This is a genomic window from Streptomyces olivaceus (genome assembly GCF_000721235.1).
GTDB lineage: Bacteria > Actinomycetota > Actinomycetes > Streptomycetales > Streptomycetaceae > Streptomyces > Streptomyces olivaceus.
In genome coordinates this window covers 73,372-98,349 of sequence record NZ_JOFH01000010.1, presented here as the reverse complement: position 1 = coordinate 98,349, position 24,978 = coordinate 73,372, and the positions used below count along the sequence as shown (strand labels likewise).

Genomic DNA, 24,978 nt, shown 5'->3' with positions numbered 1-24,978 from the left:
GACAGCGGAGAGGGAGCGGTGAGGAGCGGGTGAACCGGATGGAGCTGCGTACGCTGCGCTACTTCGTCGCGGTCGCCGAGGAGCTCCACTTCGGCCGCGCGGCCGCCCGGCTGCACATGAGCCAGCCGCCGCTGAGCCGCGCGATCAAGGCGCTGGAGACGGAACTCGGTGCCGCGCTCCTGCACCGGACGTCCGCCGGCGTCACGCTCACCGAGGCGGGCGCGGTACTGCTCGACGAGGCGCGCGGCCTGCTCGACCGGGCCGACCGGGTACGCGCCCGCGTCGCCGCCGCCGCGGGCGCGACGGCGCTCACCGTCGGCATCCTCGGCGACAGCGCCGACCCGGACGTGGTCCGGCTGGCCGACGCCTACCGCCGGCGGTACCCGCACGTCGAGGTCACCGTCCGCGAGACCGACCTGACCGACCCCACGTGCGGGCTGCACGCCGGGCTGGTCGACGTGGCGCTGACCCGCGGCCCCTTCGACCCGACCGGTCTGAGCACGCACGAGCTGCGCGCCGATCCGGTGGGGGCGCTGCTGCGTGCCGACGACCCCCTGGCCGGCCGCGCGAGCCTGACGCCGTCCGAGCTGGCCGACCGCCGCTGGTTCCGCTTCCCGGCGGGCACGGACCCCGCGTGGCAGGCGTACTGGAACGGCGGCGAGCCGCGGCGGGGGCCGGTGGTGCGCACCGTACGGGAATGCCGGCAGGCCGTCCTCTGGAACGGCACGGTCGGCATGACCCTCGCCGGTCACGTGCCCGGCGAGGGCCTCACCGTGGTCCCGCTGGCCGGCCTGCCGCCGAGCCCCTTGCTGCTGGCCTGGCCCCGGACCGACCCGAACCCGCTGGTCCGCTCGTTCGTGCGGACCGCGGTCACGGCGTACGGCGCCTCCTGATCCCTCAGGTCCGCTTCCACTGCTGCGACGACTGCCCGGACTCGCAGGTCTGGGCGTCGACGCCGGAGCCGAAGGCCAGGTCGAGGCAGCCGTCGTTGAAGACACTGCGCAGGGTGCCGCCGGCCCCGGACCGCCACAGGACCGCGGTGCCGTCGGAGGCGCAGTCGGCGGTGAAGACGGCCTGCCCCTTCATGTTGGCGCTCAGGCAGGAGCCGGACTCGTTGACGACCTTGACCGCGCCGTTCGCCCCGCTCCGGAAGGTCCAGCGGGCCGCCGCGCCCGTGCAGGACCCGGTGTCCGCGGCGCTGAAGGCCTGGGTGAGGCATGTGCCGTCCTCACCGTTCTTCAGGACGAACCAGCCGGAGGAGGGGGCACCGGCATCGCCGGACCCCGCCGAGCCGTCCGAACCGTCCGAGCCGCTCGAACCCCCGCCGCCGGCACCGCCGTCCGAGTCCTTCGAACCGTCCGAGCCGTCCGAGCCGTTCGAACCCGCTGATCCGGCCGAGCCGTTCGCGTCCCCACCGCTTCCGGACCCCGAACTCCCCCCGTCCGCAGTGCCGTTGTCGCTGCCGGGCCCCTGCGCCCCGGGCGAGGAGGAGGACGAGGCGGAGGACGACGCACTCGCAGTCGGGCTGCCCGTGCCCGACGCCGAGGCCGACGGCGACCCCTGCGGGGCGGGCGGGGCCGACACGGAGGAGGTGGGGCCCGTGCCCGCCTCCGCGTCCGAGTCGGCGGAGAAGGGCAGGAGTTGGATGGCCAGCGTGCTTCCGGCCACCACCACGACCGGGACGAGGGCGAACAGCACCCGCCTGCGCCCGCGCCGCTCGCCCCGCTCCTTCCGCCCCTTCTGGTCCTCCTGCTCCTTCTGCTCCTTCTGGTCCTTCTGCTTCGCCTCGCCGGGCTCGGTGGTCCCGCCGCCCGGCTCCGCGTCCGGCTCGGGCAGGTCCGCGGCGTCCGGCAACGTACCGGCGAAGGCGGCCCGTTCGGACAGCAGCCCGGTGACGGCCTCCGGCCACAGCGGGGGCTCGTACGGTCCGTGCCGCTCGGCGATGTCGAGGAGTTCGGCGGCGGTCGGCCGGCCTTCGTGGTCCTTGTCGAGGCAGGACGCGACGACGTCCGCGAGTTCGGGGTCCAGGTCCCGCAGGACGTCCAGGTCGGGAGCCTCGTGCACGATCCGGTACAGCACCGCGTGCCCCGACTCGTCACCGAAGGGCGGCCGCCCGGACGCCGCGTACGCCAGCACCGAGCCCAGCGCGAACACGTCCACGACACCACTGGACGCCCGGCTCCCCGAAGCCTGCTCGGGAGACATGTAGGCGGGCGTGCCCACCACCATGCCGGTCCGGGTCAGCTGGCTCTGCTCGGCCGCCCGCGCGACACCGAAGTCGATGAGCGTGAGCCCGTCCAGGGTCAGCATCACGTTGGACGGCTTGAGATCGCGGTGCACCATGTCCAGGCCGTGCACCGCCGCCAGCCCCTTGGCAGCCTCCCGCAGGATCAGCCACAGCGCCTCGGCGGGCAGCGGGCCGCCGTGCGCCTCCAGCGCCTCGCTCAGCGTGAGGCCCGGCACGTAGGCGGTCGCGAACCAGGGCGGCCGCGCCTCCCGGTCCCCCGCGAGCAGCGGCGCGGTCGCCTCCTCGGGCAGGCGCGCGAGGTTGTCCAGCTCGTGTCCGAAGCGGCGCAGGAAGTCCTTGTCCTCCGCGACGACCGAGGGCAGGAGCTGCTTGACGGCCGCGTACCGGCCCTCGTGGACTCCGAGATAGACGCGCCCCATTCCGCCGGCGCCGAGGCGCCCGACCAGCGGGATCGGCCCGATCCACCGCGGGTCCTCGTCCTCCAGTGGCCCGGCTCCGCTGCCGTTCAGCTCCAACACGTCTGCTCTGTCTCCCCGTTGCGATGACGACCGGGGCCCGCGGCCCCTCAAACAGCACCGCGGCGAGGTTACCGCCGATCTCCTCCTCGACGCCGCGCTTCGCCTCCGCACGGAGTCGGGCGGACGGGGCGTCGGGCGACACCGGAACCGCCGCTGTCCCCCGGGGGAGCTACGCCCAGGTGTCCACCGCGGGGGGACGATGCCGGAGCGCCGGATCCATAGAGTCTTCATCAGTCGCCGAGCACGACAGGCCGACCGAGAAAGCCCCCCGTCACCTGATCCGTACCCCACCCTTGCCTGCTGGAGGCCCCCATGTTCCGCACCCTCGCCAAGGCGGTCGCCGCGATCGCCGTCGTCTGCACCGTGGCCGGAGCGGGACTCGTCCTCAACGAGGAGTTCGGCAAGGACGACGGCAAGGACACCGCCGCCGACGCGGGTCCCTCGTTCACGGGTACGAAGAAGATCCGCGTCGACGGCCACTCGGTCAACGTCTCCTGCTCCGGCGACTCGGACGCCGACCAGCCCCTGGTGCTGCTGATGGCCGGCGGCGGCGAGGGCCTGGACAACATGGCCGCGCTGCAGAAGTCGCTGAGCGGCAGCAACCGGGTCTGCTCCTACGACCGCCTCGGCGAGGGCAAGAGCGACAAGCCCGAGGCGGGCACCCCGCAGCACATCAACGACGCCGCGGTCCTGCTCACCGGCGTCCTCGACCAGCTCGCCGGCGACCGCCCCGTCGTCCTGGCCGGACACTCCCTCGGCGGCAACATCGCCGCCCGCTACACCCCCGACCACACCGACCGCGTCAAGGGCCTGGTCCTCCTCGACGCCACCATCCCCCACCTCACCCGCGACATGAAGGCCACCATCCCCGCCGACGCCACCGGCGCGTCCGCCCAGGTGCGGGACGGCGCGATCGCCGCCAACGAGGGCCAGAACCCGGAGCAGTTCGTCATCGCCGACGGCCCGGTCCACTCGGCCGGCGACATCCCGGTCGAGATCCTCCGGCACGAGTCCCAGTACTCCATCGTCCCCGAGCACGAGACCGCCCTGGAGAAGATGTGGGCCGACGGCCAGCAGGAGTGGCTGAAGCTGTCCACCGACAGCAAGGTCACCATGGCCGAGGGCACCGGCCACTACATCCACACCGACAGCCCCGACATCGCCGTCAAGACCGTCCAGGACGTCACCGCCCGCGCCGCGAAGGCCGAGTAGGTCCCCGCTCCGTCAAGAGATCAAGGACCCCCAGGACCGGCCCCGGGCCGTGGCTTCCCCCGCCACGGCCCGGGGTCGTACGGCTGGACGCGTACCCGGGGAGTGAAGGGTGCGAGGGGGAAGGGTGAAGGGGGCGCCGGGTACGCGTCCGCATCGGCGTTCGAGGGGCCATCCGTTCCGTTGAACAGTGCCGACACACCAGGTGCGGGGCCGCGAAGACGGCATTCCCTTGGTCGGGTCTGTACATCTGCGAACGGAGACCCTCTCGTGCGAATGACCGACATCCAGCGCTGCGAGATCCGGCCCGGACGCCTCGTCGAGTGGACGCTCAGTCCGAGGACGCTCGACATCGCGGCGGGCCTGCCCGAGGACGCGCGCCCGCCGGCGTACATCCAGGAGTCGCACATCCGCACGGCCCGGTCGGTGCGCGAGGGCGGCCTGTTCGTGCCGACCTGGCTCGGCGCGGCCTTCGACATCCCGGGCGCGGTCGACCTGGACGTGCTCCAGGAGGCCCTGCGCTCCTGGACCCTGCGGCACGAGACGCTGCGCAGCGGGTTCCGGTGGAGCGGGGAGAGCGGTGACACGATGCGGCGGTTCACGCTCGAACCGGACGCCGTGTCGCTGCACCGCGAGGACGTCGGCGACTTCCCCGACGCCGCGGACCTCGCCGGCCACCTCCAGGACCGCTTCGACCGGGTCGCGGACGCGCTGCGCTGGCCCAACCTCATCTACACGGCGGTCGTCCGCGACGACGGCGTGAGCGTCTACATGGCCTTCGACCACAGCAACGTCGACGCCTACTCCATCTACCGCATCCCCGCCGAGGTGGGCGAGCTGTACGCCGCCGGGATCGCGGGGCGGACCGTGCCGCAGCCCCGGGTGGGCTCCTACGTCGACTTCTGCGAGGCCGAGCGGGCGGACGCGGACCGGATCGACGCCGACCACGACATCGTCGCCCGCTGGCGGGAGTTCATCCGGCGCTGCGACGGACGTCTGCCGTCCTTCCCCGTCGACCTCGGCCTGCGGCCCGGCGGGGCGCTGCCCGAGCAGCGGCTGCTGCGCGAGCCGCTGGTGGACGCGGCCGACGCCGCCGCCTTCGAGGCGTACTGCCGGCCCTACGGCGGCAGCCTGGTCGGTGTCCTGGCCGCGACCGCGCTGATCGTCCACGAGATCGGCGGCGAGAGCGTCTACCGCACGGTCGTGCCCTTCCACACCCGGTCGCGGTCCCAGTGGTCCGAGTCCGTGGGCTGGTACGTGGGCGGCGCGCCGATCGAGGTCCCGGTGGACCGGGCCCACGACTTCCCCGCCGCCCTGCGCACCGTACGGGCCGAGCTCCAGGCCAACCGGCGGATGTCCCGCATGCCGATCGACCGCGTGCTGCGGCTGCTCGGCACGGACTTCCGGCCGGGCTCGCCCGACCTGTACTCGATCGTGTCGTACGTCGACGCCCGCGACGTCCCGGGCGCCGGCGACTGGGCGGAGCAGACGGCGTACGCGATGCTCCGCGTCTCGTACGGCGACCAGGTGTGTGCCTGGGTGACCCGGCTGCCGGAGGGGCTGTGGTTCGCGAGCCGCTACCCGGACACCGACATCGCCCACAAGAACCTGCGGCTGTACGTCGAGCGGCTGCGGGACGTCATCACCGGCATCGGTCAGAAGCCCACCGACTGAAGGGCGCCGAGACCCACGTCCGCGTAGGAGTGCTTGCCGGAGACGAAGATGTTGACGCCGTAGTAGTTGAAGAGCCAGCAGCCGAAGGCGACCAGGGCCAGGTAGGCCGCCTTGCGGCCCTTCCAGCCTGCGGTGGCGCGGGCGTGCAGGTAGCCGGCGTAGGCGACCCAGGTGATGAAGGACCAGGTCTCCTTGGGGTCCCAGCCCCAGTAGCGGCCCCAGGCGTCGCCCGCCCAGATCGCGCCCGCGATGATCGTGAACGTCCACAGCGGGAAGACGGCGGCGTTGACGCGGTAGGCGAACTTGTCGAGGGAGGCGGCGGCGGGCAGCCGGTCCAGGACGGAGTTGGCGAAGCGGCCGGGCGTGCCGCCGGAGGCGAGCTTGTTCTCGAAGCTGTCCTTGAAGAGGTACAGGATCGTGGCGACCGCGCCGACGTAGAAGACCGCGCCGCAGAAGATCGCGGTGGAGACGTGGATGTACAGCCAGTACGAGTGCAGGGCCGGGACGAGCTGGTCGCTGGCGGTGTAGAGGACCGTGACGGCGAGGCCGAGGTCGAGCAGGACCGTGATGATCAGGGGCAGGCCCAGCCAGCGGACCTTCTTCTTCAGCAGGAGCAGCGCGAGGTACACGCCGACGGCGACCGTCGTGAACGTGATGTTGAACTCGTACATGTTGCCCCACGGCGCCCGCCTCACCGACAGGGCGCGGGTGAGGACGCCGCCCGCCTCGACGGCGAAGGCGAGCAGGGTGAGCGAGACGGCGATCCGCCCGTACAGGTCGCCCTGCTCGGTGCCGCCGTGCGCGCCGGGCCCGTCGGGCACGTCGCGCGAGCCGGACGCGCTGCGTACGACGACCGCGGGGCGCTCCAGTACGGCGGTGCCGCCGGCCTTGTTCACGGTGACGGCCGGGCCGGACTTCGCCTCGGCCTTCGCCCCGCCGGTGGCGGTGAGCGCGGCGGCGGTGCGGCCGACCTTGCTGCGGCTGCCGAAGAGCCACTCGGCGATGTACGCGAAGAAGGCCAGCGTGTAGACGGCCATCGATGAGTAGATCAGCGTGTTGCTGACGTTCGCGAGGTTCTCGTTGGTCGCGGCGGCCAGCTCGGTTGCGGCGGCGAGAGTCACTTCTCAGCCCCTTCGGCAGGTACGACGTGGGTGTCGGGGGAATCGGGGGTGTCGTCGTTCTCGGACGCGTCGGGGGCGGGCGGCCCGGACGCGTCGGGGGCGGCGGGCTCCGGCGCCCGGTCGTACAGGACTCCGGCGAGGTCGCCCAGCTCCTCGGGGACCTTCGCGGACTCGCTGCGGCCGAGGCCCGCCATCTCCACGACGGTGACGCCGTCGGCGCCGCGCACGGCCCGGACCCAGACGCGGCGGCGCTGGATGAACAGGGAGCCGGCCAGGCCGAGGATGGCGGCGACGGCGCCGCCGAGCGCCCAGCCGCTGCCGGGCTGCTGGGTGACCTGGAAGCCGGCCCACTCCTGGATGCCGTCGAAGGTGACCGTGCCGGCGCCGTTCGGAAGGGTCATGGTGTCGCCGACCTTGAGCTGCTTCTTGAACAGCTCGCCGTCGGAGTCCTTGAACTCCTTCAGGTTGGACTTGTCGAGCTGGTAGATGCTCTGCGGGAAGCCCGCGTCGACGCCGAGGTCCCCGTGGTAGGCGGAGAGCGCGAGCATCGGGTTCATCGGCGCGGGGAACGTGGAGAGCATCGTGCTGCCCTGGCCGCCGTAGGTCGGCAGGAAGAACGCGTTGAAGCCGAGCTGCTCCTTGGTTCCCTCGGCGTTGCGGTAGCCGTCCATGACCTTGACGGCGCCGGAGGAGGTGGCGTTGGAGTCCAGCGGCAGCAGAGCCGTGGCCTCCTTGTCCATCACGACGTCGCCCTTGGCGTCCTTGACGGTGAGGATCGGCGCGTAGCCGTGGCTGACGAGGTAGACCTTGGAGCCGTCGATCTCCAGCGGCTTGTTGACCTCGACGGTCTTCGTCTTCTCCGCGCCGTAGGCGCCCTCGCTGTAGGTGACCTCGGCCTCGTAGACGCGCGGGGTGCCGCGGTTGGGGCCGGTCGGCTCGTAGGTGCCGTGGAAGTCCTTCAGGGAGAAGCTGAAGGGGGTCAGGTCGTGGTCCGGGTCGAAGAGGTTGCCGGACTTGAAGTCGTCGTACTGGGTGAGGGTGTTGGAGAAGCCGCCGCCCTCCAGGATCAGCTTGTTGCCCTCGTACTTGAAGAGCTGGCCCCAGGCGAAGGCGATCAGCATCACGATCAGGGCGATGTGGAAGGCGAGGTTGCCGACCTCCCGCAGGTAGCCCTTCTCGGCGGCGACGGCGTCCCCGGCGGCGTCCGCGCGGAAGCGGCGCTTCTTCAGCAGCGTCAGCGCCGCCCCGCGGACCTCCTCGGGTTCGGCCGCGGTGCGCCAGGTGGTGTAGGCCGGCAGCCGGTCCAGGCGCCGGGGGGCGCGGGGCGGGCGGCCGCGGAGCTGGCCCACGAACTGCCAGGTGCGCGGGACGATGCAGCCGATGAGGGAGACGAACAGCAGGAGGTAGATCGCGGAGAACCACACCGAGCTGTAGACGTGGAAGAGGCCGAGCTTGTCGTAGACCGGGGCGAGCAGGTCGTGGTTGTCGCGGAACTCCTCGACCTTCATGGCGTCGACGCCGTCCTGCGGGATCAGGGACCCCGGGATCGCGCCCAGCGAGAGGAGCAGGAGCAGGAGCAGGGCGACGCGCATCGAGGTGAGCTGGCGCCAGAACCAGCGGGCCCAGCCGATCACGCCGAGGGAGGGGAGGTTCGGGGCCTCCTCCTTGGGCGCGGTGGACAGCTGGGAGCCGGCGGCGCCGAGGTCCTGGTCGTCGCCGTCGGTCCCGGGCTGCTTGCCGGGACCGGTTGTCGAAGTGGTGCTCATCGGTCAGATCCCCACAATGAAGCCGTTGGACCAGGTCTGCATGGACTGCACGATGCCGTCCCACACGCCGGTCAGCAGCAGCAGGCCGGTCGCGATCATCATGACGCCGCCGACGCGCATCACCCAGACATAGTGCCGCTTGACCCAGCCGAAGGCGCCGAGCGCCTTGCGGAAGGCGACCGCGGCGAGGACGAAGGGGACGCCGAGGCCGAGGCAGTAGGCGACGGTCAGGACGGCGCCGCGGCCGGCGGTGCCCTGGTCGGCGGAGAGGGCCAGGACCGAGGCGAGGGTCGGGCCGATGCAGGGCGTCCAGCCGATGCCGAACAGCGCGCCGAGTATCGGGGCGCCGACCAGGCCGTTCACGGGCTTCCGGTGGAAGCGGAACTCGCGCTGGGTGAACCAGGGCAGCAGGCCCATGAAGAAGACGCCCATGACGATCATGAACGCGCCCAGGATGTCGGTCAGGACGCCCCGGTTCTCCTGCAGCGTCTGGCCGAAGTAGCCGAACAGCGCGCCGCTGGAGACGAAGACGGCGGTGAAGCCGAGGACGAAGAGGGAGGCGCCGGCCACCATCCGCCCGCGCCGGGCCTCGCCGAGGTCGGTGCCGGTGACACCGGTCACGTAGGAGAGGTAGCCGGGGACGAGGGGCAGGACGCAGGGGGAGAAGAAGGAGACGAGGCCGCCGAGCAGGGCGATGGGCAGGGCGACCAGCAGGGCGCCGTTGAGCACCGTGCCGTTGTAGCCCGCCTCCTCGGCGAGGGTGATCACCGCGGACACGTCACTTCTCCGACTGGAGGAAGGGGTCGAGCATCTTGCGCAGCTTCTCCTCGCTGAGCGCCTGGAGGGTGCGCGCGGCGACCTTGCCCTCCCGGTCGATGACGAGCGTCGAGGGGATGGCCTGCGGGTTCAGGGTGCCCTTCTCGAAGCGGAGGAGCAGCTTGCCGCTCGGGTCGTACAGGCTCGGGTAGCTGATCCCGTAGTCCTGCTCGAAGGAGCGGGCGGGGCCGGTGGAGGTGTCGCGGGTGTTGATGCCGACGAACTGGACGCCCTGGTCCTTGGTGTCGGTGTAGACCTTCTCCAGGTTCTTCGCCTCGGCCCGGCAGGGCCCGCACCAGGAGCCCCAGACGTTGAGTACGACGATCTTGCCCCGGTAGTCGGCGACGTCGGCCTGTCCGCCGTCGACGGTCTCGCCGGACAGCTCGGGGGCGGCGGCGCGCTCCCCCTCCTTGGCGGTGGCGATGCCGTCCGAGCCGGTGACGAAGCCCGTCTGGCCGCCGCCGCCCGAGGTGCCGCCCGAGCCGCACGCGGAGACGAGCAGCGCCGCGGCGGCCGCACCGGCGGCGAGGAGGGCGCGGCTACGGGCGCGGGCTGTGTTGCGGTCCGAGCGCAGGGGGGCGCGGCTGGCGGCACTCATGTGAAAAGTTTCGCATGTCCGTTCCGAGGATCTTGCGCACCCCCCTCACGGCCGGAAACCCCCATTTCAGGCGCCGTTCGCGGGCGCTCCCGAGGTGGCCGGAGGGGAGGCCGGGGAGGAGGCCGGGGCGTCCTTGAGGAGGGTCTTCCAGCCGCCCGCCGGCTGCTGCCCGACCTCGACGGTCCGCAGCTTCTCGAGCACCTCCGGCTTCTGCGCGTCCAGCCAGTCGGTGAACTGGCGGAAGGAGACGAGCCGTATGTCCTCGCCCTTCTCCTTCTCCCGCGCGATGTGCGTGAGGGCGTTCTCGACGGCGTCCATGTAGATGCCGCCGTTCCACTCCTCGAAGTGGTTGCCTATGAAGAAGGGTGCCCGGTTCGACTCGTACGCCCGCTTGAAGCCCGATATGTACGCGTTCGTGGCCTGTTCGCGCCAGCCCGGGTAGTTGTGGGCGGGGGCCTTGGTCGAGTTGACCGACTGGTTGGCGAGGATGTTGTAGTCCATCGAGAGGACCTCGAAGGAGTGGCCGGGGAACGGTATCTGCTGCAGCGGGAAGTCCCAGATCCCGTCCTTCTTCACCGGCCACACCTGCCGGCCGCCGGGCGAGGAGGCGTCGTAGCGCCAGCCCAGCTCGCGGGCGGTGGACAGCAGGTTGTCCTGGCCGAGGAGGCAGGGCGTGCGGCCGCCGACGAGTTCCTTGTCGTAGTCGAAGGGCAGGGCGGGCAGGTCGGTCCAGCCGCTGTTGGTCTTCCACTCCTTGACGAAGGATTTCGCCTGGTCGATCTCGCTGCGCCACTGCGCGGGCGTCCAGTTGCCGACCGTGCCGCTGCCGCCGCAGAAGTGGCCGTTGAAGTGGGTGCCGATCTCGTGCCCGTCCAGCCAGGCGCGGCGGACGTTCTTCAGTGTGTCCTTGATGTGCGCGTCGGTGAGGTAGCCGATGTCGGAGGCGCCGCGCGGGTTGTTCGGCGGGTCGTAGAGGCGCTTCTTCGACTCGGGCAGCAGGTACAGGCCCGAGAGGAAGAACGTCATGTGCGCGCCGTGCTCCTGGGCGAGGTCCAGGAAGCGCGGGAAGAGGCCGTTGCCGACCTCGCCCGCACCGTCCCACGAGAAGACGACGAACTGCGGCGGCGTCTGACCGGGCTCCAGCGGCACGGGCGCGTCCGGCTGGTGCGGCTGCTTGCCGGTGTACGACGTGGAGCCGTCGCCGATGGGCTTCGCGGGGGCCTTGCCGCTGCCGGAGGGCGACGGCTTCCCGTCGCCGGCCTGGTGCGAGCCGTCCGACCCGGAGCCGGTGCCGGTGCCGCAGCCCGCGAGCCCGACCGCCGCGGCGGCCCCCGCGCCGAGCCCGAGCATGCCCCTGCGGGTGAGAGTGCGGTTGGAAGTGCGCATCGCAACCTCGTTCGTCGCGTTCTTCGTGGTCACTGGGTGAGAGGACACGACGAACGAACGGGTTCCGGAAATTTGTGCGGGTTGGGTAACAGCGGACTGACAGGAACGGGCGAGCGGCGGGGCGGGGGGCGCGCTCCGTCCCCCGCCCCGCCGCTCGCCGTGCTCGGCCTGCGACCGCTCAGGCGCCGTACGCCTTCCCCTGCCCCTTCACGGGCTTGGCGCCCGCGAGCAGGTGGGCCGGGACGAGGTCGCGGGCGGGCTCGGTGTAGCCGACGGAGACGATCCGGTCGCCCCGGTAGGTGAACGTCGTCAGGGACGCCAGCGTGCACTGCCGCTTGCGCGGGTCGTGCCACAGCCGCCGCCGCTCGACGTAGGACCGCAGGATCCAGATCGGCAGCTGGTGGCTGACGACCACGGCCTCGTGCCCGCGCGCCCGGTCCCGGGCGGCGTCGATCGCGCCCTTCATCCGCACGACCTGGTCGACGTACGGCTCGCCCCAGGACGGCTTGAACGGGTTGACCACGTGCTTCCAGTTCGCGGGCCGGCGCAGCGCGCCGTCGCCGATGCCGAAGGTCTTGCCCTGGAAGACGTTGGCGGCCTCGATGAGGCGCCGGTCGGTGCCGAGGTCGAGCCCGTGCGTCTTCGCGATCGGCGTCGCCGTCTCCTGCGCCCGCTCCAGCGGGGAGGCGACGACATACGTCACGTCACGGGGCTCCAGGTGCTCGGCGACCCGCTCGGCCATGCGTCGGCCCAGCTCGGAGAGGTGGTAGCCGGGGAGCCGCCCGTAGAGGACGCCGGTCGGGTTCTCGACCTCGCCGTGCCGCATGACGTGGACGACGGTCAGCTCTTCGTCGTTCGCGTGATTCATGTTGTTCACGTCGTTCGCGTTGTTCTCGTGGTTCGCGTTGCTCATGCCGTCGCCTCCGCAGCCGCGCGGGCCGCCGCCGGGAGGGCGTCGGCGATGCGCTGGACGGCCCGCTCGTCGTGGGCGGTGGACACGAACCAGGACTCGAAGGAGGACGGCGGCAGGTAGACGCCGTGGGCGAGGAGGGAGTGGAAGAAGGCGGTGAAGCGGAAGGACTCCTGCGCCTTGGCGCCCTCGTAGTCGTTGACCGGCCGGTCGGTGAAGAAGACGGAGAACATGTTGGAGGCGGTCTGCACCGTGTGCGCGACGCCCTCCTTGGCGAGCGCCTCGGTCACGAGCCCCTGGATCTGCGCGGACACGGCGTCGACGGTCGCGTAGGCGGCGTCGTCGAGGAGCCGCAGCTGGGCGAGTCCGGCGGCGGTGGCGACCGGGTTCCCGGAGAGGGTGCCGGCCTGGTAGACGGGCCCGGCCGGCGCGAGGTGCGCCATGACGTCCGCCCGCCCGCCGAACGCGGCCGCGGGGAACCCGCCCCCCATCACCTTCCCGAAGGTCATCAGATCGGGTACGACGCCCTCCACCCCGTACCACCCGGCGCGGCTGGTCCGGAACCCGGTCATGACCTCGTCGGACACGAACAGCGCGCCGTTCGCCGCGCAGGCGTCCTTGAGTCCCTGGTTGAACCCGGGCAGCGGCGGCACGACGCCCATGTTGCCGGGAGAGGCCTCGGTGATCACGCAGGCGATCTCGCCGGGGTGGGCGGCGAAGGCGGCCTGCACGGCGTCCAGGTCGTTGTACGGCAGCACGATCGTGTCGCTCGCCTGGGCACCGGTGACGCCGGGGGTGTCGGGCAGCGCGAAGGTGGCGACGCCGGAACCGGCGGCGGCGAGGAGCGAGTCGACGTGACCGTGGTAGCACCCGGCGAACTTGATCACCTTGGTCCGCTGCGTGAACCCGCGCGCGAGCCGGATGGCCGACATGGTGGCCTCGGTCCCGCTCGACACGAGCCGCACCTCCTCCAGCGGCGCGACGCGCTCGACCATCGCCTCGGCGAGCGCGACCTCGCCCTCGGCGGGCGTACCGAAGGACGTGCCGCGCGCCACGGCCTCCTGCACGGCGGCGATCACCTCGGGGTGCGCGTGCCCGAGGATCATCGGTCCCCAGGAGCAGACGAGGTCGACGTACTCACGCCCGTCGGCGTCGGTCAGGTACGGCCCGGTGCCGGACACCATGAACCGGGGCGTGCCGCCGACGGCGCGGAAGGCGCGCACCGGGGAGTTCACCCCGCCGGGCGTGACGGCCGCCGCGCGGTCGAACAGAGCCTGCGAGGCCGGTGCTTCGTATGGGTATGCCAGTTCGCTCATGACCTGCGACTTCTCCGACCTTCTCGACCTTCTCCGACGTTTCGGGCTCCCCTCGGCCTCTGGTTGCCCAGGGTGACCTCGTTAAGGGTAGACAACCGCCCCGATCGCCGTGCCGTCTGCCAGACTGGAGACCGTCCACGCAGCTCACCGGGGCAGCGGGGAAGGGGCTGCCGACGCCCCGGCGTACATATGACGTTGAGATGAAGGACATATGTTTCACCGCACGTTTCGGCAAGCGGCCGTGGGGGAGGTCACTGACACGATGATCGGGTTGCGCGGCGGGGGCCACGCGTCCTAGAAAAGCAGTCGGGTGGAGATATGCATCGCGGTGGCGGACTGGGCGAGGGGACCGACGACCTGGGTCCTCGACGTGCCCGGCGGGGAAAGCACCGACGCGAGGCGGAGGAAGCGTCCGAAGCACGTCAGGCACACGGCACACCGAGCGAGCCCGACCGGCTCTCCGGGCGGGCCGACCGGCCGGGGGCGGGGAGCGGGAAGGGTGGTCGGGTGGGGGTGACCTACAAGTACTTCGGCGCGCCCGACGGCGCGACCGCGGCCCGCGTCCCGATCTCGATGCGCCCCGAGGAACTCGGCGGGGACGAGCTCGGGATGAACGGCATGTTCACCAAGATCAAGCCGGAGACCATGGCCGCCATGGTCCTCACCGGCATAGAGGGCGTCCCCCTGCACAAGGTCCCCCCGCTGGAACTGGTCGTCCTGCACCCCGACTACGCCGTCGTGAAACTCCCGATGACCGTCGTCGACCCCCTGCGCGGCATCGGCGAGGAGGCGGTCGGCGCGGCCGCCTTCATCTGGTCCACGGTCCCGGACCGGGGCGGCCCGAGGGACGCGTTCAACGTGTACCAACTGCTCCACGAGTGGCAGGACTTCAGCCACCGGCTCCATGAGGCGGGGCATCAGCCGTATTGCCTCGTGTGGCCCTGAGCTGGGGTTTCGTAGGGGTCGGGTTGATTCGTAAGGGGCACGGCCTTTGGCCGCGAGCACATCGGCGCTGATCACGACCGCGCGCACAGCCTCGGGGCAAGCAGCTCCAGCACTTCCTCCCAGCGGTAGCGGTCGGCTCCGCCGCCCGCCTTGGGTCGGTGAGGCTCGTAGGAGCCGACCAAGACACCCATCTCGCCTAGCAGGTTCAAGCTGCGGCGGTATGCAGGATGGGCGGCCTGCGCAGAGTTCAGGTACGGCAGCACGGTGACCGGCAGCCCATGGCGGGCGCCTCGCACAGGATGCCCAGCGCGAGGTTGTCCGAGATCCCAGCGGCCCACTTGTTGGCCGTGTGGAAGGTGGCCGGGGTGGCCGCGATCGCAGATCGTTGTGCCCAGGCGACCGTCGGCTCAGCGGGGTGTTGGAGCCGGTGGCATGACCGCCTCGCGCAGTTCGGTGGCGGCCTGGGTCATGAGCTGAGCGAGGGTGGTGTCGGGCTCGGTCAGCCAGCGGGGCATGGCGCGTCGGTGGATCGCCAGCACCACGTCGATGACGAAGCGTGCCTGGCCGGGCTCGACACCGCGGCGTTCGAGCGCCGGTGCCAGCGCGTCGGCGATGTCGGCGAGCTTGATCAGATCGCGCTCGGCCAGTGCAGGGTTGGCGGCGATCACTCGTCCCCGGCGCAGCAGGAACTCGCGTGGGCGGAAGATCCCCTCGGCGGTTCCCAGCGCGGTCAGCAGCACCTCGATCGGGGTGAGGCCCGGGGCGGCCGCCTCGACCTGGGCGACGAGGTGGGCTTCGAGTTCGTTGCCGGCGAAGAGGACTTCCCGTTTGTCGGGAAAGTAGCGGTAGAAGGAGCGCTCCTTCAGACCGGCGGCGCCCGCGATCTGCGCGACCGAGGTGCGCTCGAACCCCTGTGTCTCGAACAGATCGAGCGCCGCGCGTTCGAGCCGGCCCTGTGCGTCGGATTCCCATCGCGGCATGCCCACCAGCGTACGACAACAGGAGCTGTTGTCAGCTGTTGGTCGGCTGGTACGGTCGATGACAACAGATGCTGTCATCAGCAGGGAGATCGTCATGAAGGCTCTGCAATTCGACCGGTTCGGTTCCCCGGACGTGATCGAGCTCCGCGATGTCCCCCAGCCGGATCCGGGACCCGGCCAGATCCGCGTCGCCGTGCGGGCGTGCGGCCTGACACCGGCCGACTGGCACGTCGTCGACGGTCTCCTCGCCGACCATCTGCCGCCGCTGCCGCGCGGGCTCGGCCTGGAGGTCGCGGGCACCGTCGACGCGCTCGGCGAGGGCGTCACCGGCGTCCAGGTCGGCGACCGCGTCTTCGGCCCGGCCGCCTTCGACGGCCCGACGGCCGGCGCCGCCGAGTACGCGCTGATGCCGGCCTGGGCCCGCATCCCCGAGGGCGTGACCGCCGAGCAGGCCGCCGCGCTGCCGATGGCGGCCGAGACGGCGTGGCGCGCGCTCGACGACCTCGGCGTCCAGCCGGGCGAGCTGCTGCTCGTCCACGGCGCGGGCACCACCGTGGGTGAGGCGGCGGTGCGCTTCGCGCTGCACCGGGGAATTCGGGTGATCGCCACCGCCGGGCCGACCCGGGCCGCCGCCCTCGAAGAGATCGGCGCCCAGGTGACCGCCTACGGCGAGGGCATGGCCGGACGCGTCGGCGCACTGGCCCGAGGCCCCGTGGACCGCGCGCTGGACGCCACGCCGGCCGGGGGCCGGATCGACCGCGCCGACCGGCCCAGTCCGGACGGCGGCTCGCTACCGGCCCTGATCGGGCTCACCGGGGATCCCGACCGCGTCCTCACCGTCTCGGACTTCGCCGCCGCAGCCGAACTGGGCGTCAGAATCACCACCGAGATCCGCTACGACCGGATGAACGAGTTCGCCAGGCTCGCCGGCGAAGGCGTCCTGGCCGTACCGGTCGCCCGCACCTACACCCTCGACCGGATCCGGGAAGCGGCCGAGCTCAGCCGGTCCCGTCGCCCCGGCGGCAAGCTCATGCTCGTCCTGTGATCGCCTGGCCGGCGCTCCCCTGGCGGCAGGGCGGGGCTCAGTCGTCGCCCTCCAGGTTGCCCTCCGTCTCCAGGTATGCCTGGCGGAGGGCGGCCAGGATGGACGGGTCCGGCTTCTCCCACATGCCCCGGGACTCCGCCTCCAGCAGGCGCTCGGCGATGCCGTGCAGGGCCCAGGGGTTGGCTTCCTGGAGGAACTCGCGGTTGGCCGGGTCCAGGACGTAGGTCTCGGTGAGCTTGTCGTACATCCAGTCGGCCAGGACGCCCGTGGTGGCGTCGTAGCCGAAGAGGTAGTCGACGGTGGCGGCGAGTTCGAAGGCGCCCTTGTAGCCGTGGCGGCGCATCGCCTCGATCCACTTGGGGTTGACCACGCGGGCGCGGAAGACCCGGGAGGTCTCCTCGACCAGCGTGCGGGTGCGGACCGTCTCGGGGCGGGTGGAGTCGCCGATGTACGCCTCGGGTGCCGTGCCGCGCAGGGCGCGGACGGTGGCCACCATGCCGCCGTGGTACTGGAAGTAGTCGTCCGAGTCGGCGATGTCGTGTTCGCGGGTGTCGGTGTTCTTGGCGGCGACCGCGATGCGCTTGTACGCCGTTTCCATGTCGTCCCTGGCCGGGCGGCCGTCGAGGCCGCGGCCGTAGGCGTAGCCGCCCCAGACGGTGTAGACCTCCGCGAGGTCGGCGTCGGTGCGCCAGTCGCGGGAGTCGATGAGCTGGAGCAGCCCGGCTCCGTAGGTGCCGGGGCGGGAGCCGAAGATGCGGGTGGTGGCCCGGCGTTCGTCGCCGTGGTCGGCGAGGTCGGCCTGGACGTGGGCGCGGACGCGGTTGGCCTCGGCGGGTTCCTCCAGGGAGGCGGCGAGGCGTACGGCGTCGTCGAGGAGGCCGATGGTGTGCGGGAACGCGTCGCGGAAGAAGCCCGAGATGCGCAGGGTGACGTCGATGCGGGGGCGGCCCAGTTCCTCGTACGGGACGGCTTCGAGGCCGGTGACACGGCGGGAGGCGTCGTCCCAGACGGGGCGGACGCCGAGCAGGGCCAGGGCCTCGGCCACGTCGTCGCCCGCCGTGCGCATCGCGCTCGTGCCCCACAGGGAGAGGCCGACGGACGTGGGCCAGTCGCCGTTGTCGGTGCGGTAGCGCTCCAGGAGGCTCTCGGCGAGGGCCTGTCCGGTCTCCCAGGCGAGGCGGGAGGGGACGGCCTTGGGGTCGACGGAGTAGAAGTTGCGGCCGGTCGGGAGGACGTTCACCAGGCCGCGCAGCGGGGAACCGGAGGGGCCGGCGGGGACGAAGCCGCCGTTCAGGGCGTGGACGGCGTGGTCGATCTCGGCGCTGGTGGCGGCGAGGCGCGGGACGACCTCGCGGGCCGCGAACTCCAGGATGGCGGCGACCTGTTCGCCGTGGTCGGTGGGTACGGCGGCCGGGTCCCAGTCGGCGTCCTCCATCGCCTGGACCAGGGCGCGGGCCCGCTCCTCCGCCTCGTCGGCGGTGGTGCGGGTGGCGGCGGACTCGTCGAGGCCGAGGGCCTCGCGCAGGCCGGGCAGGGCGGTGGCGCCGCCCCAGATCTGGCGGGCGCGCAGAATGGCGAGGACGAGGTTGACGCGGTCGGCGCCGGCGGGCGGGGTGCCCAGGACGTGCAGGCCGTCGCGGATCTGGGCGTCCTTGACCTCGCAGAGCCAGCCGTCGACATGGAGGATCATGTCGTCGAAGCCCTCGTCGTCGGGGCGGTCGTCCAGGCCGAGGTCGTGGTCGAGCTTGGCGGCCTGGATGAGGGTCCAGATCTGGGCGCGGATCGCCGGCAGCTTGGCCGGGTCCATGGCCGCGATCTGGGCGTACTCGTCGAGGAGTTGCTCCAGGCGCGCGATGTCGCCGTAGGAGTCGGCGCGGGCCATCGGCGGGACGAGGTGGTCGATGAGCGTGGCGTGGACGCGGCGCTTGGCCTGGGTGCCCTCGCCGGGGTCGTTGACGAGGAACGGGTAGATCAGCGGCAGGTCGCCGAGGGCGGCGTCGGGGCCGCAGGCGGCGGACAGGCCGGCGTTCTTGCCCGGCAGCCACTCCAGGTTGCCGTGCTTGCCCAGGTGGATCATGGCGTCCGCGCCGAAGCCGCCGTCCTCCGCGCGGGCGGCGATCCAGCGGTAGGCCGCGAGGTAGTGGTGGGAGGGCGGCAGGTCGGGATCGTGGTAGATCGCGATGGGGTTCTCGCCGAAGCCGCGCGGGGGCTGGATGAGGATCAGCAGGTTCCCGTGGCGCAGGGCGGCCAGGACGATGTCGCCCTCGGGGTTGCGGCTGCGGTCGACGAACATCTCGCCCGGCGGCGGGCCCCAGTGCTCCTCGACGGAGGCGCGCAGGTCCGCCGGGAGGGTCGCGTACCAGCGCTGGTAGTCGGCGGCCGGCACGCGCACCGGGTTGCGGGCGAGCTGCTCCTCCGTCAGCCAGTCCTGGTCGTGGCCGCCGGCGTCGATCAGCGCGCGGATCAGCTCGTCGCCGTCGCCGGAGACCAGGCCCGGGACCTCGCCGCCGGTGCCGAAGTCGTACCCCTCCTCGCCCAGCCGGCGCAGCAGGGCGACGGCGCTGGCGGGGGTGTCGAGGCCGACCGCGTTGCCGATGCGGGAGTGCTTGGTCGGGTAGGCGGACAGGACGAGGGCCAGGCGCTTGTCGGCGGCCGGGATGTGCCGCAGGCGGGCGTGGCGTACGGCGATGCCCGCGACGCGGGCGGCGCGCTCGGGGTCGGCGACGTAGGCCGGGAGGCCGTCGGCGTCGATCTCCTTGAAGGAGAACGGGACGGTGATCAGGCGGCCGTCGAACTCGGGTACGGCGATCTGGCTGGCCGCGTCGAGCGGGGAGACGCCCTCGTCGTTCTCCTCCCAGGCGCTGCGGGAGCCGGTCAGGCAGAGGGCCTGGAGGATGGGTACGTCCAGGGCGGTGAGCGCGCCCGCGTCCCAGGACTCGTCGTCGCCGCCGGCGGAGGCTTCGGCGGGCTTGGTGCCGCCGGCCGCGAGGACCGTGGTGACGATGGCGTCGGCGGCGCGCAGCTCGGCGACCAGCTCGGGCTCGGGGGCGCGCAGGGAGGCCACGTAGAGGGGCAGGGGCCGGCCGCCGGCGGCCTCCACGGCGTCGCACAGGGCGTGTACGAAGGCGGTGTTGCCGCTCATGTGGTGGGCGCGGTAGTAGAGCACGGCCACCGTCGGGCCGGCCGCCCCGACCGGCTCGCGCTCAGGACCGCGCTCCGGCTCGGGCTCGGGCTCGGCATCACGCTCCGGCTCGCGCTCCAGCGGGCCCCAGGTCGGCGCGGGTGCGGGCGCCTCGAAGCCGTGGCCGGTGAGCAGGACCGTGTCGGACAGGAAGCGGGCGAGCTGCTCCAGGTTGGCCGGTCCGCCGTGGGCGAGGTAGGCGTGCGCCTCGGCCGCGAGGCCGACGGGGACGGTGGAGGCGGCCATCAGCTGGGCGTCGGGGGCCTGTTCGCCGGTGAGGACGACGACCGGGCGGCCGTCGGCGAGCAGCAGGTCCAGGCCCTCCTCCCAGGCACGCAGCCCGCCGAGGAGGCGGACGACGACGAGCCCGACGCCGTCGAGGAGGGCGGGCAGGTCGTCCAGCGGGAGGCGGGAGGGGTTGGCGAAGCGGTAGGGCACCGGGCCGCCGGCCGCGCGGGCGCTGAGCAGGTCGGTGTCGGACGTCGACAGGAGCAGGATGCGGGGGGAGGTGAGGGGACCCCCGGACGATGGCAGCATGCGGCGTCTGGCCTTCCTCGGGGTCCGCGCCCCGGGCGGTGAAGGACGGCGGGAGTTCCTGGCTCGCCCGGCCCCGTAGTGGCCGGACTCACAGTGGCGGGACCGCGCCGGGTTCGCACCGGGCTTCCTCCCCTGTCGCCGTCGTGGCGGCGGTGGACCGGATGATCCACCTGGTCAGCATAGTAAGGGGCACCACAAGAGGGCACGGCATACAGCCGGTGTGATGGTCGGTATGCTCGCCGCCGTGCCCACAGCTCCCCCGCCTTCATCGCCCCAGGCCACACCGGCTCTGCGGGACCGCGGTGACGCCTGCCCGGGTGCGCTGCGGCTGCACGCCGCCGACGACGGCGCCCTGGCCAGGGTCCGCGTGCCCGGCGGCGTCCTCACCGTCCGGCAGGCGCGCGTCCTCGCGGACGCGGCCCTGCGGCTGGGCGACGGGGAGCTGCATCTGACCTCACGCGGCAACGTGCAGCTGCGCGGGCTCCGCGACGCGTGCGGCGGGGAGCTGGCCGGGCTGCTCGAGGAGGTCGGGCTCCTGCCGTCGCCGGAGCACGAGCGGGTGCGCAACGTCGTCGCCTCACCGCTGTCCGGGCTGGACGGGCGCGGGGCGCGGGAGGTGCGGCCCTGGCTCACCGCCCTGGACGCGGCGCTGTGCGCGAGTACGGCGGCGCGCGGGCTGTCGGGACGGTTCCTGTTCGCTCTCGACGACGGGCGCGGGGACGTGGCCTCGCTCGGCGCCGACGTGACCGTGCGGGCCACGGCCGGCGACGGTGCGCTGATCTCCCTCGGCTCGGCGCGGGAGTCGCTGCGGGTCGCCGCGGACGACGCGCCGGGAGCGGCGCTGCTGGCCGCAGAGGTGTTCCTGGAGTTCGCGCGGGACGCCGGTGAACGGGTCTGGCGGGTCGACGAACTGGGCCCGCGGTCGGCGGAGCTGTCCGTTGCCGTACGGCGCCGCGTGGCGGAGTCGGGGATCGGCTGTGCCCCCAAGGACGACGGGGCTCCGACGTACGACGGGGTCCCGACGGACGACGGGGTCTCGACTGACGGGGTTCTGACGTACGGGTCCCCGACGGACGAGGTCCCGAAGGACGCGGCGGCCGTCGGCGGACCGACTCCCGGCGTCCACGGGTCCGCGCTCTGCGTCCACGCCCCGCTGGGGCGCCTGACCGCCGTTCAGTGGCGGGAGCTGACCGACGCCGCCCCCGTCGAACTGCGCCTCACCCCGTGGCGCGGCATCGTCGTACCCGCCCCGGACACGACCGCGTCCGACCGGGGCGCGGCCCTGTCCCGGCTGGCCGCCGCGGGCCTGGTCACGGATCCTTCCTCGCCCTGGCTGCGCGTCGGCGCGTGCGTCGGCCGGCCGGGCTGCGGCAAGTCCCGGGCGGACGTACGCGCCGACGCCGCCCGCACCCTCGCCGCCGCGGGCGCATCGCACCTCCCCCTGTACTGGTCCGGCTGCGAGCGGCGCTGCGGCCACCCCGGCGGCAGCCACGTCGACGTGCTCGCCGCCCCGGACGGCGGCTACCGCCTGACCGCACCGGACGGGGACGGACCGCCCCGCACCACCGGACTCGACGACGTCTCCCACCTCCCCGCCGCCCTGGCGGCGATCACCCCATGAGCCGTACCACCACGACCGAGAGCAGCGAGAACAGCACCGTGACTCCCTACGACTACGAGAAGGACGGCGCGGCCATCTACCGCCGGTCCTTCGCGACCATTCGCGCGGAGGCGGACCTCGCGGGGCTGCCCGCGGACGTCAGCCGGGTCGCGGTCCGGATGATCCACGCCTGCGGCATGGTCGACCTCGTCCGCGACCTCTCGTACACCCCCGCCGTGGTGGAACGCGCCCGCGAGGCCCTGCACGCCGGCGCGCCGATCCTCTGTGACGTGCAGATGGTGGCCAGCGGCGTGACCCGCAAGCGGCTGCCCGCGGACAACGACGTCCTGTGCACCCTGTCCGACCCGGCCGTCCCGGAGCTGGCGGCGAAGCTCGGCACCACGCGCAGCGCCGCCGCCCTGGAGCTGTGGCGGGACCGTCTGGAGGGTGCCGTGGTCGCCGTCGGCAACGCGCCGACCGCGCTCTTCCGGCTCCTGGAGATGATCGAGGAGGGGGCGCCCCGCCCGGCCGCCGTGATCGGCGTACCCGTCGGCTTCGTCGGCGCCGCCGAGTCCAAGGACGCCCTGGCCGCCCACCCCTCGGGCCTGGAACACCTGGTCGTACGGGGCCGTCGCGGGGGCAGCGCGATCGCCGCCGCCGCGCTCAACGCGATCGCGAGCGAGGAAGAATGAGCGGCAAGCTGTACGGAGTCGGGCTCGGACCCGGCGACCCATCCCTGATGACCGTGCGGGCCGTCGAGGCCATCGCCGAGGCCGACGTGATCGCGTACCACAGCGCCCGGCACGGCCGGTCCATCGCCCGTTCGATCGCGGCGAAGCACCTGCGGGACGACCACGTCGAGGAGGCGCTGGTCTACCCGGTCACCACCGAGACCACCGACCATCCCGGCGGCTACCAGGGCGCCATCGACGACTTCTACGCCGAGGCGTCGGCCCGGCTCGCCGCCCACCTGGAGGCGGGCCGGACGGTCGCGGTCCTGGCGGAGGGCGACCCGCTCTTCTACGGCTCCTACATGCACATGCACAAGCGGCTCGCCGACCGCTTCGAGACCGAGGTGATCCCCGGCGTCACCTCCGTCTCCGCCGCCGCGGCCCGCCTGGGCACCCCGCTCGCCGAGGGCGAGGAGGTGCTCACCATCCTGCCCGGCACCCTTCCCGAGGAGGAGCTGACCGCACGGCTCGCCTCGACCGACGCCGCGGTCGTGATGAAGCTGGGGCGCACCTTCCCCAAGGTGCGCCGGGCGCTGGAGGGCTCCGGGCGGCTCGGTGCCGCCCGGTACGTGGAGCGCGCCACCATGGCGGGAGAGCGCCTCGCGGAACTGGCGGACGTGGACGCCGGCTCGGTGCCGTACTTCTCGGTGGCGGTGCTGCCGAGCCGGGCCGACGCCGAACCGGCCGCGCCGGAAGCGGGGGCGACGGGCGAGGTCGTCGTCGTGGGCACGGGCCCGGCCGGCCCGCTGTGGCTGACGCCCGAGACGCGCGGTGCCCTCGCCGCGGCGGACGACCTGGTCGGCTACACCACCTACCTCGACCGGGTGCCCGTACGCCCCGGCCAGCGCCGGCACGGCTCCGACAACCGGGTCGAGGCCGAGCGTGCCGAGTTCGCCCTGCGGCTCGCCCTGCGGGGGCGGCGCGTGGCCGTCGTGTCCGGCGGTGACCCGGGCGTCTTCGCCATGGCCACCGCCGTGCTGGAGGCCGCGTCGGAGGACGGGTACGCGGACGTGCCGGTGCGGGTGCTGCCCGGAGTGACGGCCGCCAACGCGGCGGCCGCGCGCGCGGGTGCTCCGCTCGGCCACGACTACGCCGCGATCTCCCTGTCCGACCGGCTCAAGCCCTGGGAGGTCATCGCCGAGCGCCTGCGCGCCGCCGCTGCCGCCGACCTGGTGCTGGCCCTGTACAACCCCGGGTCGCGCAGCCGGACCTGGCAGGTGGGCAAGGCCCGCGAACTGCTCCTCGGACACCGGGCTCCGGACACACCGGTCGTGGTCGCCCGGGACGTGGGCGGCGCGGACGAACGGGTGCGGGTGGTTCCGCTGGCGGAGCTGGACCCGGCCGAGGTCGACATGCGCACGATCCTGCTGGTCGGCTCGTCCCAGACCCGGGCCGTACGGCGCGGGGACGGCGAGGAGGTCGTCTGGACGCCCCGCCGCTATCCGGAGCCGTGAGGGCCGCGCCGCCCTGCGGACGGTCCGGAGCCGTGAGAGCCGAACCGCCCCGCAGACGGTCCGGAGTCGTGAGAGCCAAGCCGCCCCGCGGACGGTCCGGAGCCGTGAGAGCCGAACCGCCCCGCGGACGGTCCGGAGTCGTGGGAGCCGAACCGCCCCGCGGACGGGTGGCGTGCGAGGGCCTCTCGCACCCGCAGCGCCGCCTGATCGGGTTCGGTCACCACCGGCACCCCTTCTGGCACCGGGGGTCTGCGCACCACGACCACGGGCAGGCCCGCCTCGCGGGCGGCCGTCAGCTTCGGCGCGGTGGCCGCGCCGCCGCTGTCCTTGGTGACCAGGACGTCGATCCGGTGCCGGCGCAGCAGCGCGCGCTCCCCGTCGAGGGTGAAGGGGCCGCGCTCCAAGAGCACCTCCATGCGCGACGGACACGGCGCCTCGGGCGGGTCGACGGACCGGACGAGGAACCAGAGACCGTCCAGGCCGGCGAAGGCGGCCAGGCCCATGCGCCCCGTGGTCAGGAAGACACGGCGTCCGAGGGAGGGCAGCAGCTCGGCGGCCTCCGCCAGGGAGCCGGTCTCGTGCCAGGCGTCTCCCTCGACCGGGGCCCACCCGGGGCGGCGCAGCGCGAGCAGGGGAACATGGGCGGTGGCGGCGGCGCGGGCCGCGTTGAAGCTGATCGTGGCGGCGAAGGGGTGGGTGGCGTCGATGAGCAGGTCGACCGTGTGCTCGCGGAGCCAGGCGGCGAGCCCATCGGCTCCCCCGAAGCCGCCGACGCGCACCTCGCCGGGCGGCGTCCTGGGCGCGGAGACCCGTCCCGCCAGGGAGTTCGTCACCCGCAGCCCCGGCAGCGGCTCGGCCGCCAGCCGTTCGGCGAGCCGGCGGGCCTCCGTGGTGCCGCCGAGGATCAGCACGTGCACGACAGGTCCTTCATCCGGTTCCCTTC

Annotated in this window: 18 protein-coding genes, 2 pseudogenes and 1 riboswitch; of the genes and pseudogenes, 8 read left to right on the top strand and 12 right to left on the bottom strand. The window is 72.9% G+C overall.

Annotation, left to right across the window (positions count from 1 at the left end; all coding sequences use genetic code 11):
• Positions 1–38 precede the first annotated feature (38 nt).
• Positions 39–893, top strand: coding sequence for a LysR family transcriptional regulator (locus tag IG94_RS0113180; protein ID WP_031034970.1), 855 nt, complete (start codon positions 39–41; stop codon positions 891–893).
• A 4-nt stretch (positions 894–897) separates the two neighbouring features.
• Here IG94_RS0113180 and IG94_RS0113175 read toward each other — a convergent pair whose 3' ends face one another.
• Positions 898–2,766, bottom strand: coding sequence for a serine/threonine-protein kinase (locus tag IG94_RS0113175; protein ID WP_031034966.1), 1,869 nt, complete (start codon positions 2,764–2,766; stop codon positions 898–900).
• Between the two features lie 312 nt (positions 2,767–3,078).
• Here IG94_RS0113175 and IG94_RS0113170 point away from each other — a divergent pair, with 312 nt between their 5' ends.
• Together IG94_RS0113170 and IG94_RS0113165 are read left to right on the top strand one after the other, a co-directional pair.
• Entirely contained in the window at positions 3,079–3,978 is a 900-nt protein-coding gene (locus tag IG94_RS0113170) for an alpha/beta fold hydrolase (RefSeq protein WP_031034965.1), read from the top strand.
• A gap of 267 nt (positions 3,979–4,245) precedes the next feature.
• Positions 4,246–5,649 carry a condensation domain-containing protein gene (locus IG94_RS0113165; protein WP_031034963.1) on the top strand — a complete coding sequence of 468 codons (1,404 nt, stop codon included), beginning with the start codon at positions 4,246–4,248 and terminating at the stop codon, positions 5,647–5,649.
• Here IG94_RS0113165 and ccsB read toward each other — a convergent pair.
• The 7 genes from ccsB to hemL all read right to left on the bottom strand — a co-directional run bounded on the left by ccsB (position 5,631) and on the right by hemL (position 13,562).
• The gene (gene ccsB / locus IG94_RS0113160; protein WP_031034959.1) at positions 5,631–6,770 is read right to left on the bottom strand and encodes a c-type cytochrome biogenesis protein CcsB; all 1,140 of its coding nucleotides are present in this window, start codon (positions 6,768–6,770) and stop codon (positions 5,631–5,633) included. The two genes, IG94_RS0113165 and ccsB, sit on opposite strands and share 19 nt — an antisense overlap.
• Positions 6,767–8,536, bottom strand: coding sequence for a cytochrome c biogenesis protein ResB (gene resB / locus IG94_RS0113155; protein WP_031034957.1), 1,770 nt, complete (start codon positions 8,534–8,536; stop codon positions 6,767–6,769). The genes ccsB and resB overlap by 4 nt, the downstream gene beginning before the upstream one ends.
• Before the next feature lie 3 nt (positions 8,537–8,539).
• Positions 8,540–9,313, bottom strand: coding sequence for a cytochrome c biogenesis CcdA family protein (locus IG94_RS0113150; protein WP_031034954.1), 774 nt, complete (start codon positions 9,311–9,313; stop codon positions 8,540–8,542).
• Between the two features lies 1 nt (position 9,314).
• Complete coding sequence (locus IG94_RS0113145) at positions 9,315–9,950, bottom strand: TlpA family protein disulfide reductase (RefSeq protein ID WP_031034952.1); 636 nt, start codon at positions 9,948–9,950, stop codon at positions 9,315–9,317.
• 66 nt (positions 9,951–10,016) lie between these two features.
• Positions 10,017–11,336 (bottom strand): polysaccharide deacetylase family protein, encoded by a 1,320-nt coding sequence (locus tag IG94_RS0113140; protein WP_031034950.1) that lies wholly within the window; start codon positions 11,334–11,336, stop codon positions 10,017–10,019.
• A gap of 178 nt (positions 11,337–11,514) precedes the next feature.
• Complete coding sequence (locus IG94_RS0113135; protein ID WP_031034947.1) at positions 11,515–12,204, bottom strand: histidine phosphatase family protein; 690 nt, start codon at positions 12,202–12,204, stop codon at positions 11,515–11,517.
• A gap of 41 nt (positions 12,205–12,245) precedes the next feature.
• Positions 12,246–13,562, bottom strand: a complete 1,317-nt coding sequence (hemL, locus tag IG94_RS0113130) for a glutamate-1-semialdehyde 2,1-aminomutase (RefSeq protein ID WP_031034945.1) — start codon at positions 13,560–13,562, stop codon at positions 12,246–12,248.
• A 507-nt stretch (positions 13,563–14,069) separates the two neighbouring features.
• Between hemL and IG94_RS0113115 the strand changes: the two genes are divergently transcribed.
• On the top strand, positions 14,070–14,507 hold the full coding sequence (locus tag IG94_RS0113115) for a hypothetical protein (protein WP_003974483.1): 438 nt from the start codon (positions 14,070–14,072) through the stop codon (positions 14,505–14,507).
• 71 nt (positions 14,508–14,578) lie between these two features.
• Here the strand turns inward: IG94_RS0113115 and IG94_RS43460 are convergent.
• Together IG94_RS43460 and IG94_RS0113110 are read right to left on the bottom strand one after the other, a co-directional pair.
• A pseudogene (locus IG94_RS43460) lies at positions 14,579–14,889 on the bottom strand (flavoprotein); the annotation flags it as partial.
• Between the two features lie 25 nt (positions 14,890–14,914).
• On the bottom strand, positions 14,915–15,487 hold the full coding sequence (locus tag IG94_RS0113110; RefSeq protein ID WP_031034941.1) for a TetR/AcrR family transcriptional regulator: 573 nt from the start codon (positions 15,485–15,487) through the stop codon (positions 14,915–14,917).
• A gap of 94 nt (positions 15,488–15,581) precedes the next feature.
• Here IG94_RS0113110 and IG94_RS0113105 point away from each other — a divergent pair, with 94 nt between their 5' ends.
• A complete protein-coding gene (locus IG94_RS0113105) occupies positions 15,582–16,532 on the top strand; it encodes an NADP-dependent oxidoreductase (RefSeq protein WP_031034939.1) in 951 nt (316 codons plus the stop codon).
• Positions 16,533–16,569: 37 nt separating this feature from the next.
• Here IG94_RS0113105 and cobN read toward each other — a convergent pair whose 3' ends face one another.
• Entirely contained in the window at positions 16,570–20,250 is a 3,681-nt protein-coding gene (gene cobN, locus IG94_RS0113100; RefSeq protein WP_031034936.1) for a cobaltochelatase subunit CobN, read from the bottom strand.
• Between the two features lie 52 nt (positions 20,251–20,302).
• Positions 20,303–20,380: riboswitch (cobalamin riboswitch) on the bottom strand.
• A gap of 102 nt (positions 20,381–20,482) precedes the next feature.
• Between cobN and cobG the strand changes: the two genes are divergently transcribed.
• The 3 genes from cobG to IG94_RS0113085 are packed head-to-tail and all read left to right on the top strand — an operon-like array spanning position 20,483 to position 24,035.
• Entirely contained in the window at positions 20,483–21,871 is a 1,389-nt protein-coding gene (cobG, locus tag IG94_RS0113095) for a precorrin-3B synthase (protein WP_211269667.1), read from the top strand.
• Positions 21,868–22,542, top strand: a complete 675-nt coding sequence (locus IG94_RS0113090) for a precorrin-8X methylmutase (RefSeq protein ID WP_107060541.1) — start codon at positions 21,868–21,870, stop codon at positions 22,540–22,542. The genes cobG and IG94_RS0113090 overlap by 4 nt, the downstream gene beginning before the upstream one ends.
• Positions 22,539–24,035 carry a precorrin-2 C(20)-methyltransferase gene (locus tag IG94_RS0113085; protein ID WP_031034928.1) on the top strand — a complete coding sequence of 499 codons (1,497 nt, stop codon included), beginning with the start codon at positions 22,539–22,541 and terminating at the stop codon, positions 24,033–24,035. Before IG94_RS0113090 ends, IG94_RS0113085 begins: the two co-directional genes overlap by 4 nt.
• Before the next feature lie 170 nt (positions 24,036–24,205).
• Here IG94_RS0113085 and IG94_RS0113080 read toward each other — a convergent pair.
• Positions 24,206–24,952 (bottom strand): annotated as a pseudogene (locus IG94_RS0113080) (cobalt-precorrin-6A reductase); the annotation flags it as partial.
• Positions 24,953–24,978 lie beyond the last annotated feature (26 nt).

Excerpts from the sequence above, each read along its gene's own strand:
- IG94_RS0113170 (WP_031034965.1), top strand. The coding sequence starts at position 3,079 with ATGTTCCGCACCCTCGCCAAGGCGGTCGCCGCGATCGCCGTCGTCTGC.
- IG94_RS0113090 (WP_107060541.1), top strand. The coding sequence starts at position 21,868 with ATGAGCCGTACCACCACGACCGAGAGCAGCGAGAACAGCACCGTGACT.
- resB (WP_031034957.1), bottom strand. The coding sequence starts at position 8,536 with ATGAGCACCACTTCGACAACCGGTCCCGGCAAGCAGCCCGGGACCGAC.
- IG94_RS0113105 (WP_031034939.1), top strand. The coding sequence starts at position 15,582 with ATGAAGGCTCTGCAATTCGACCGGTTCGGTTCCCCGGACGTGATCGAG.
- cobG (WP_211269667.1), top strand. The coding sequence starts at position 20,483 with ATGCTCGCCGCCGTGCCCACAGCTCCCCCGCCTTCATCGCCCCAGGCC.
- IG94_RS0113145 (WP_031034952.1), bottom strand. The coding sequence starts at position 9,950 with ATGAGTGCCGCCAGCCGCGCCCCCCTGCGCTCGGACCGCAACACAGCC.
- IG94_RS0113135 (WP_031034947.1), bottom strand. The coding sequence starts at position 12,204 with ATGAATCACGCGAACGACGAAGAGCTGACCGTCGTCCACGTCATGCGG.
- hemL (WP_031034945.1), bottom strand. The coding sequence starts at position 13,562 with ATGAGCGAACTGGCATACCCATACGAAGCACCGGCCTCGCAGGCTCTG.
- IG94_RS0113110 (WP_031034941.1), bottom strand. The coding sequence starts at position 15,487 with ATGCCGCGATGGGAATCCGACGCACAGGGCCGGCTCGAACGCGCGGCG.
- IG94_RS0113180 (WP_031034970.1), top strand. The coding sequence starts at position 39 with ATGGAGCTGCGTACGCTGCGCTACTTCGTCGCGGTCGCCGAGGAGCTC.
- cobN (WP_031034936.1), bottom strand. The coding sequence starts at position 20,250 with ATGCTGCCATCGTCCGGGGGTCCCCTCACCTCCCCCCGCATCCTGCTC.
- IG94_RS0113140 (WP_031034950.1), bottom strand. The coding sequence starts at position 11,336 with ATGCGCACTTCCAACCGCACTCTCACCCGCAGGGGCATGCTCGGGCTC.
- IG94_RS0113085 (WP_031034928.1), top strand. The coding sequence starts at position 22,539 with ATGAGCGGCAAGCTGTACGGAGTCGGGCTCGGACCCGGCGACCCATCC.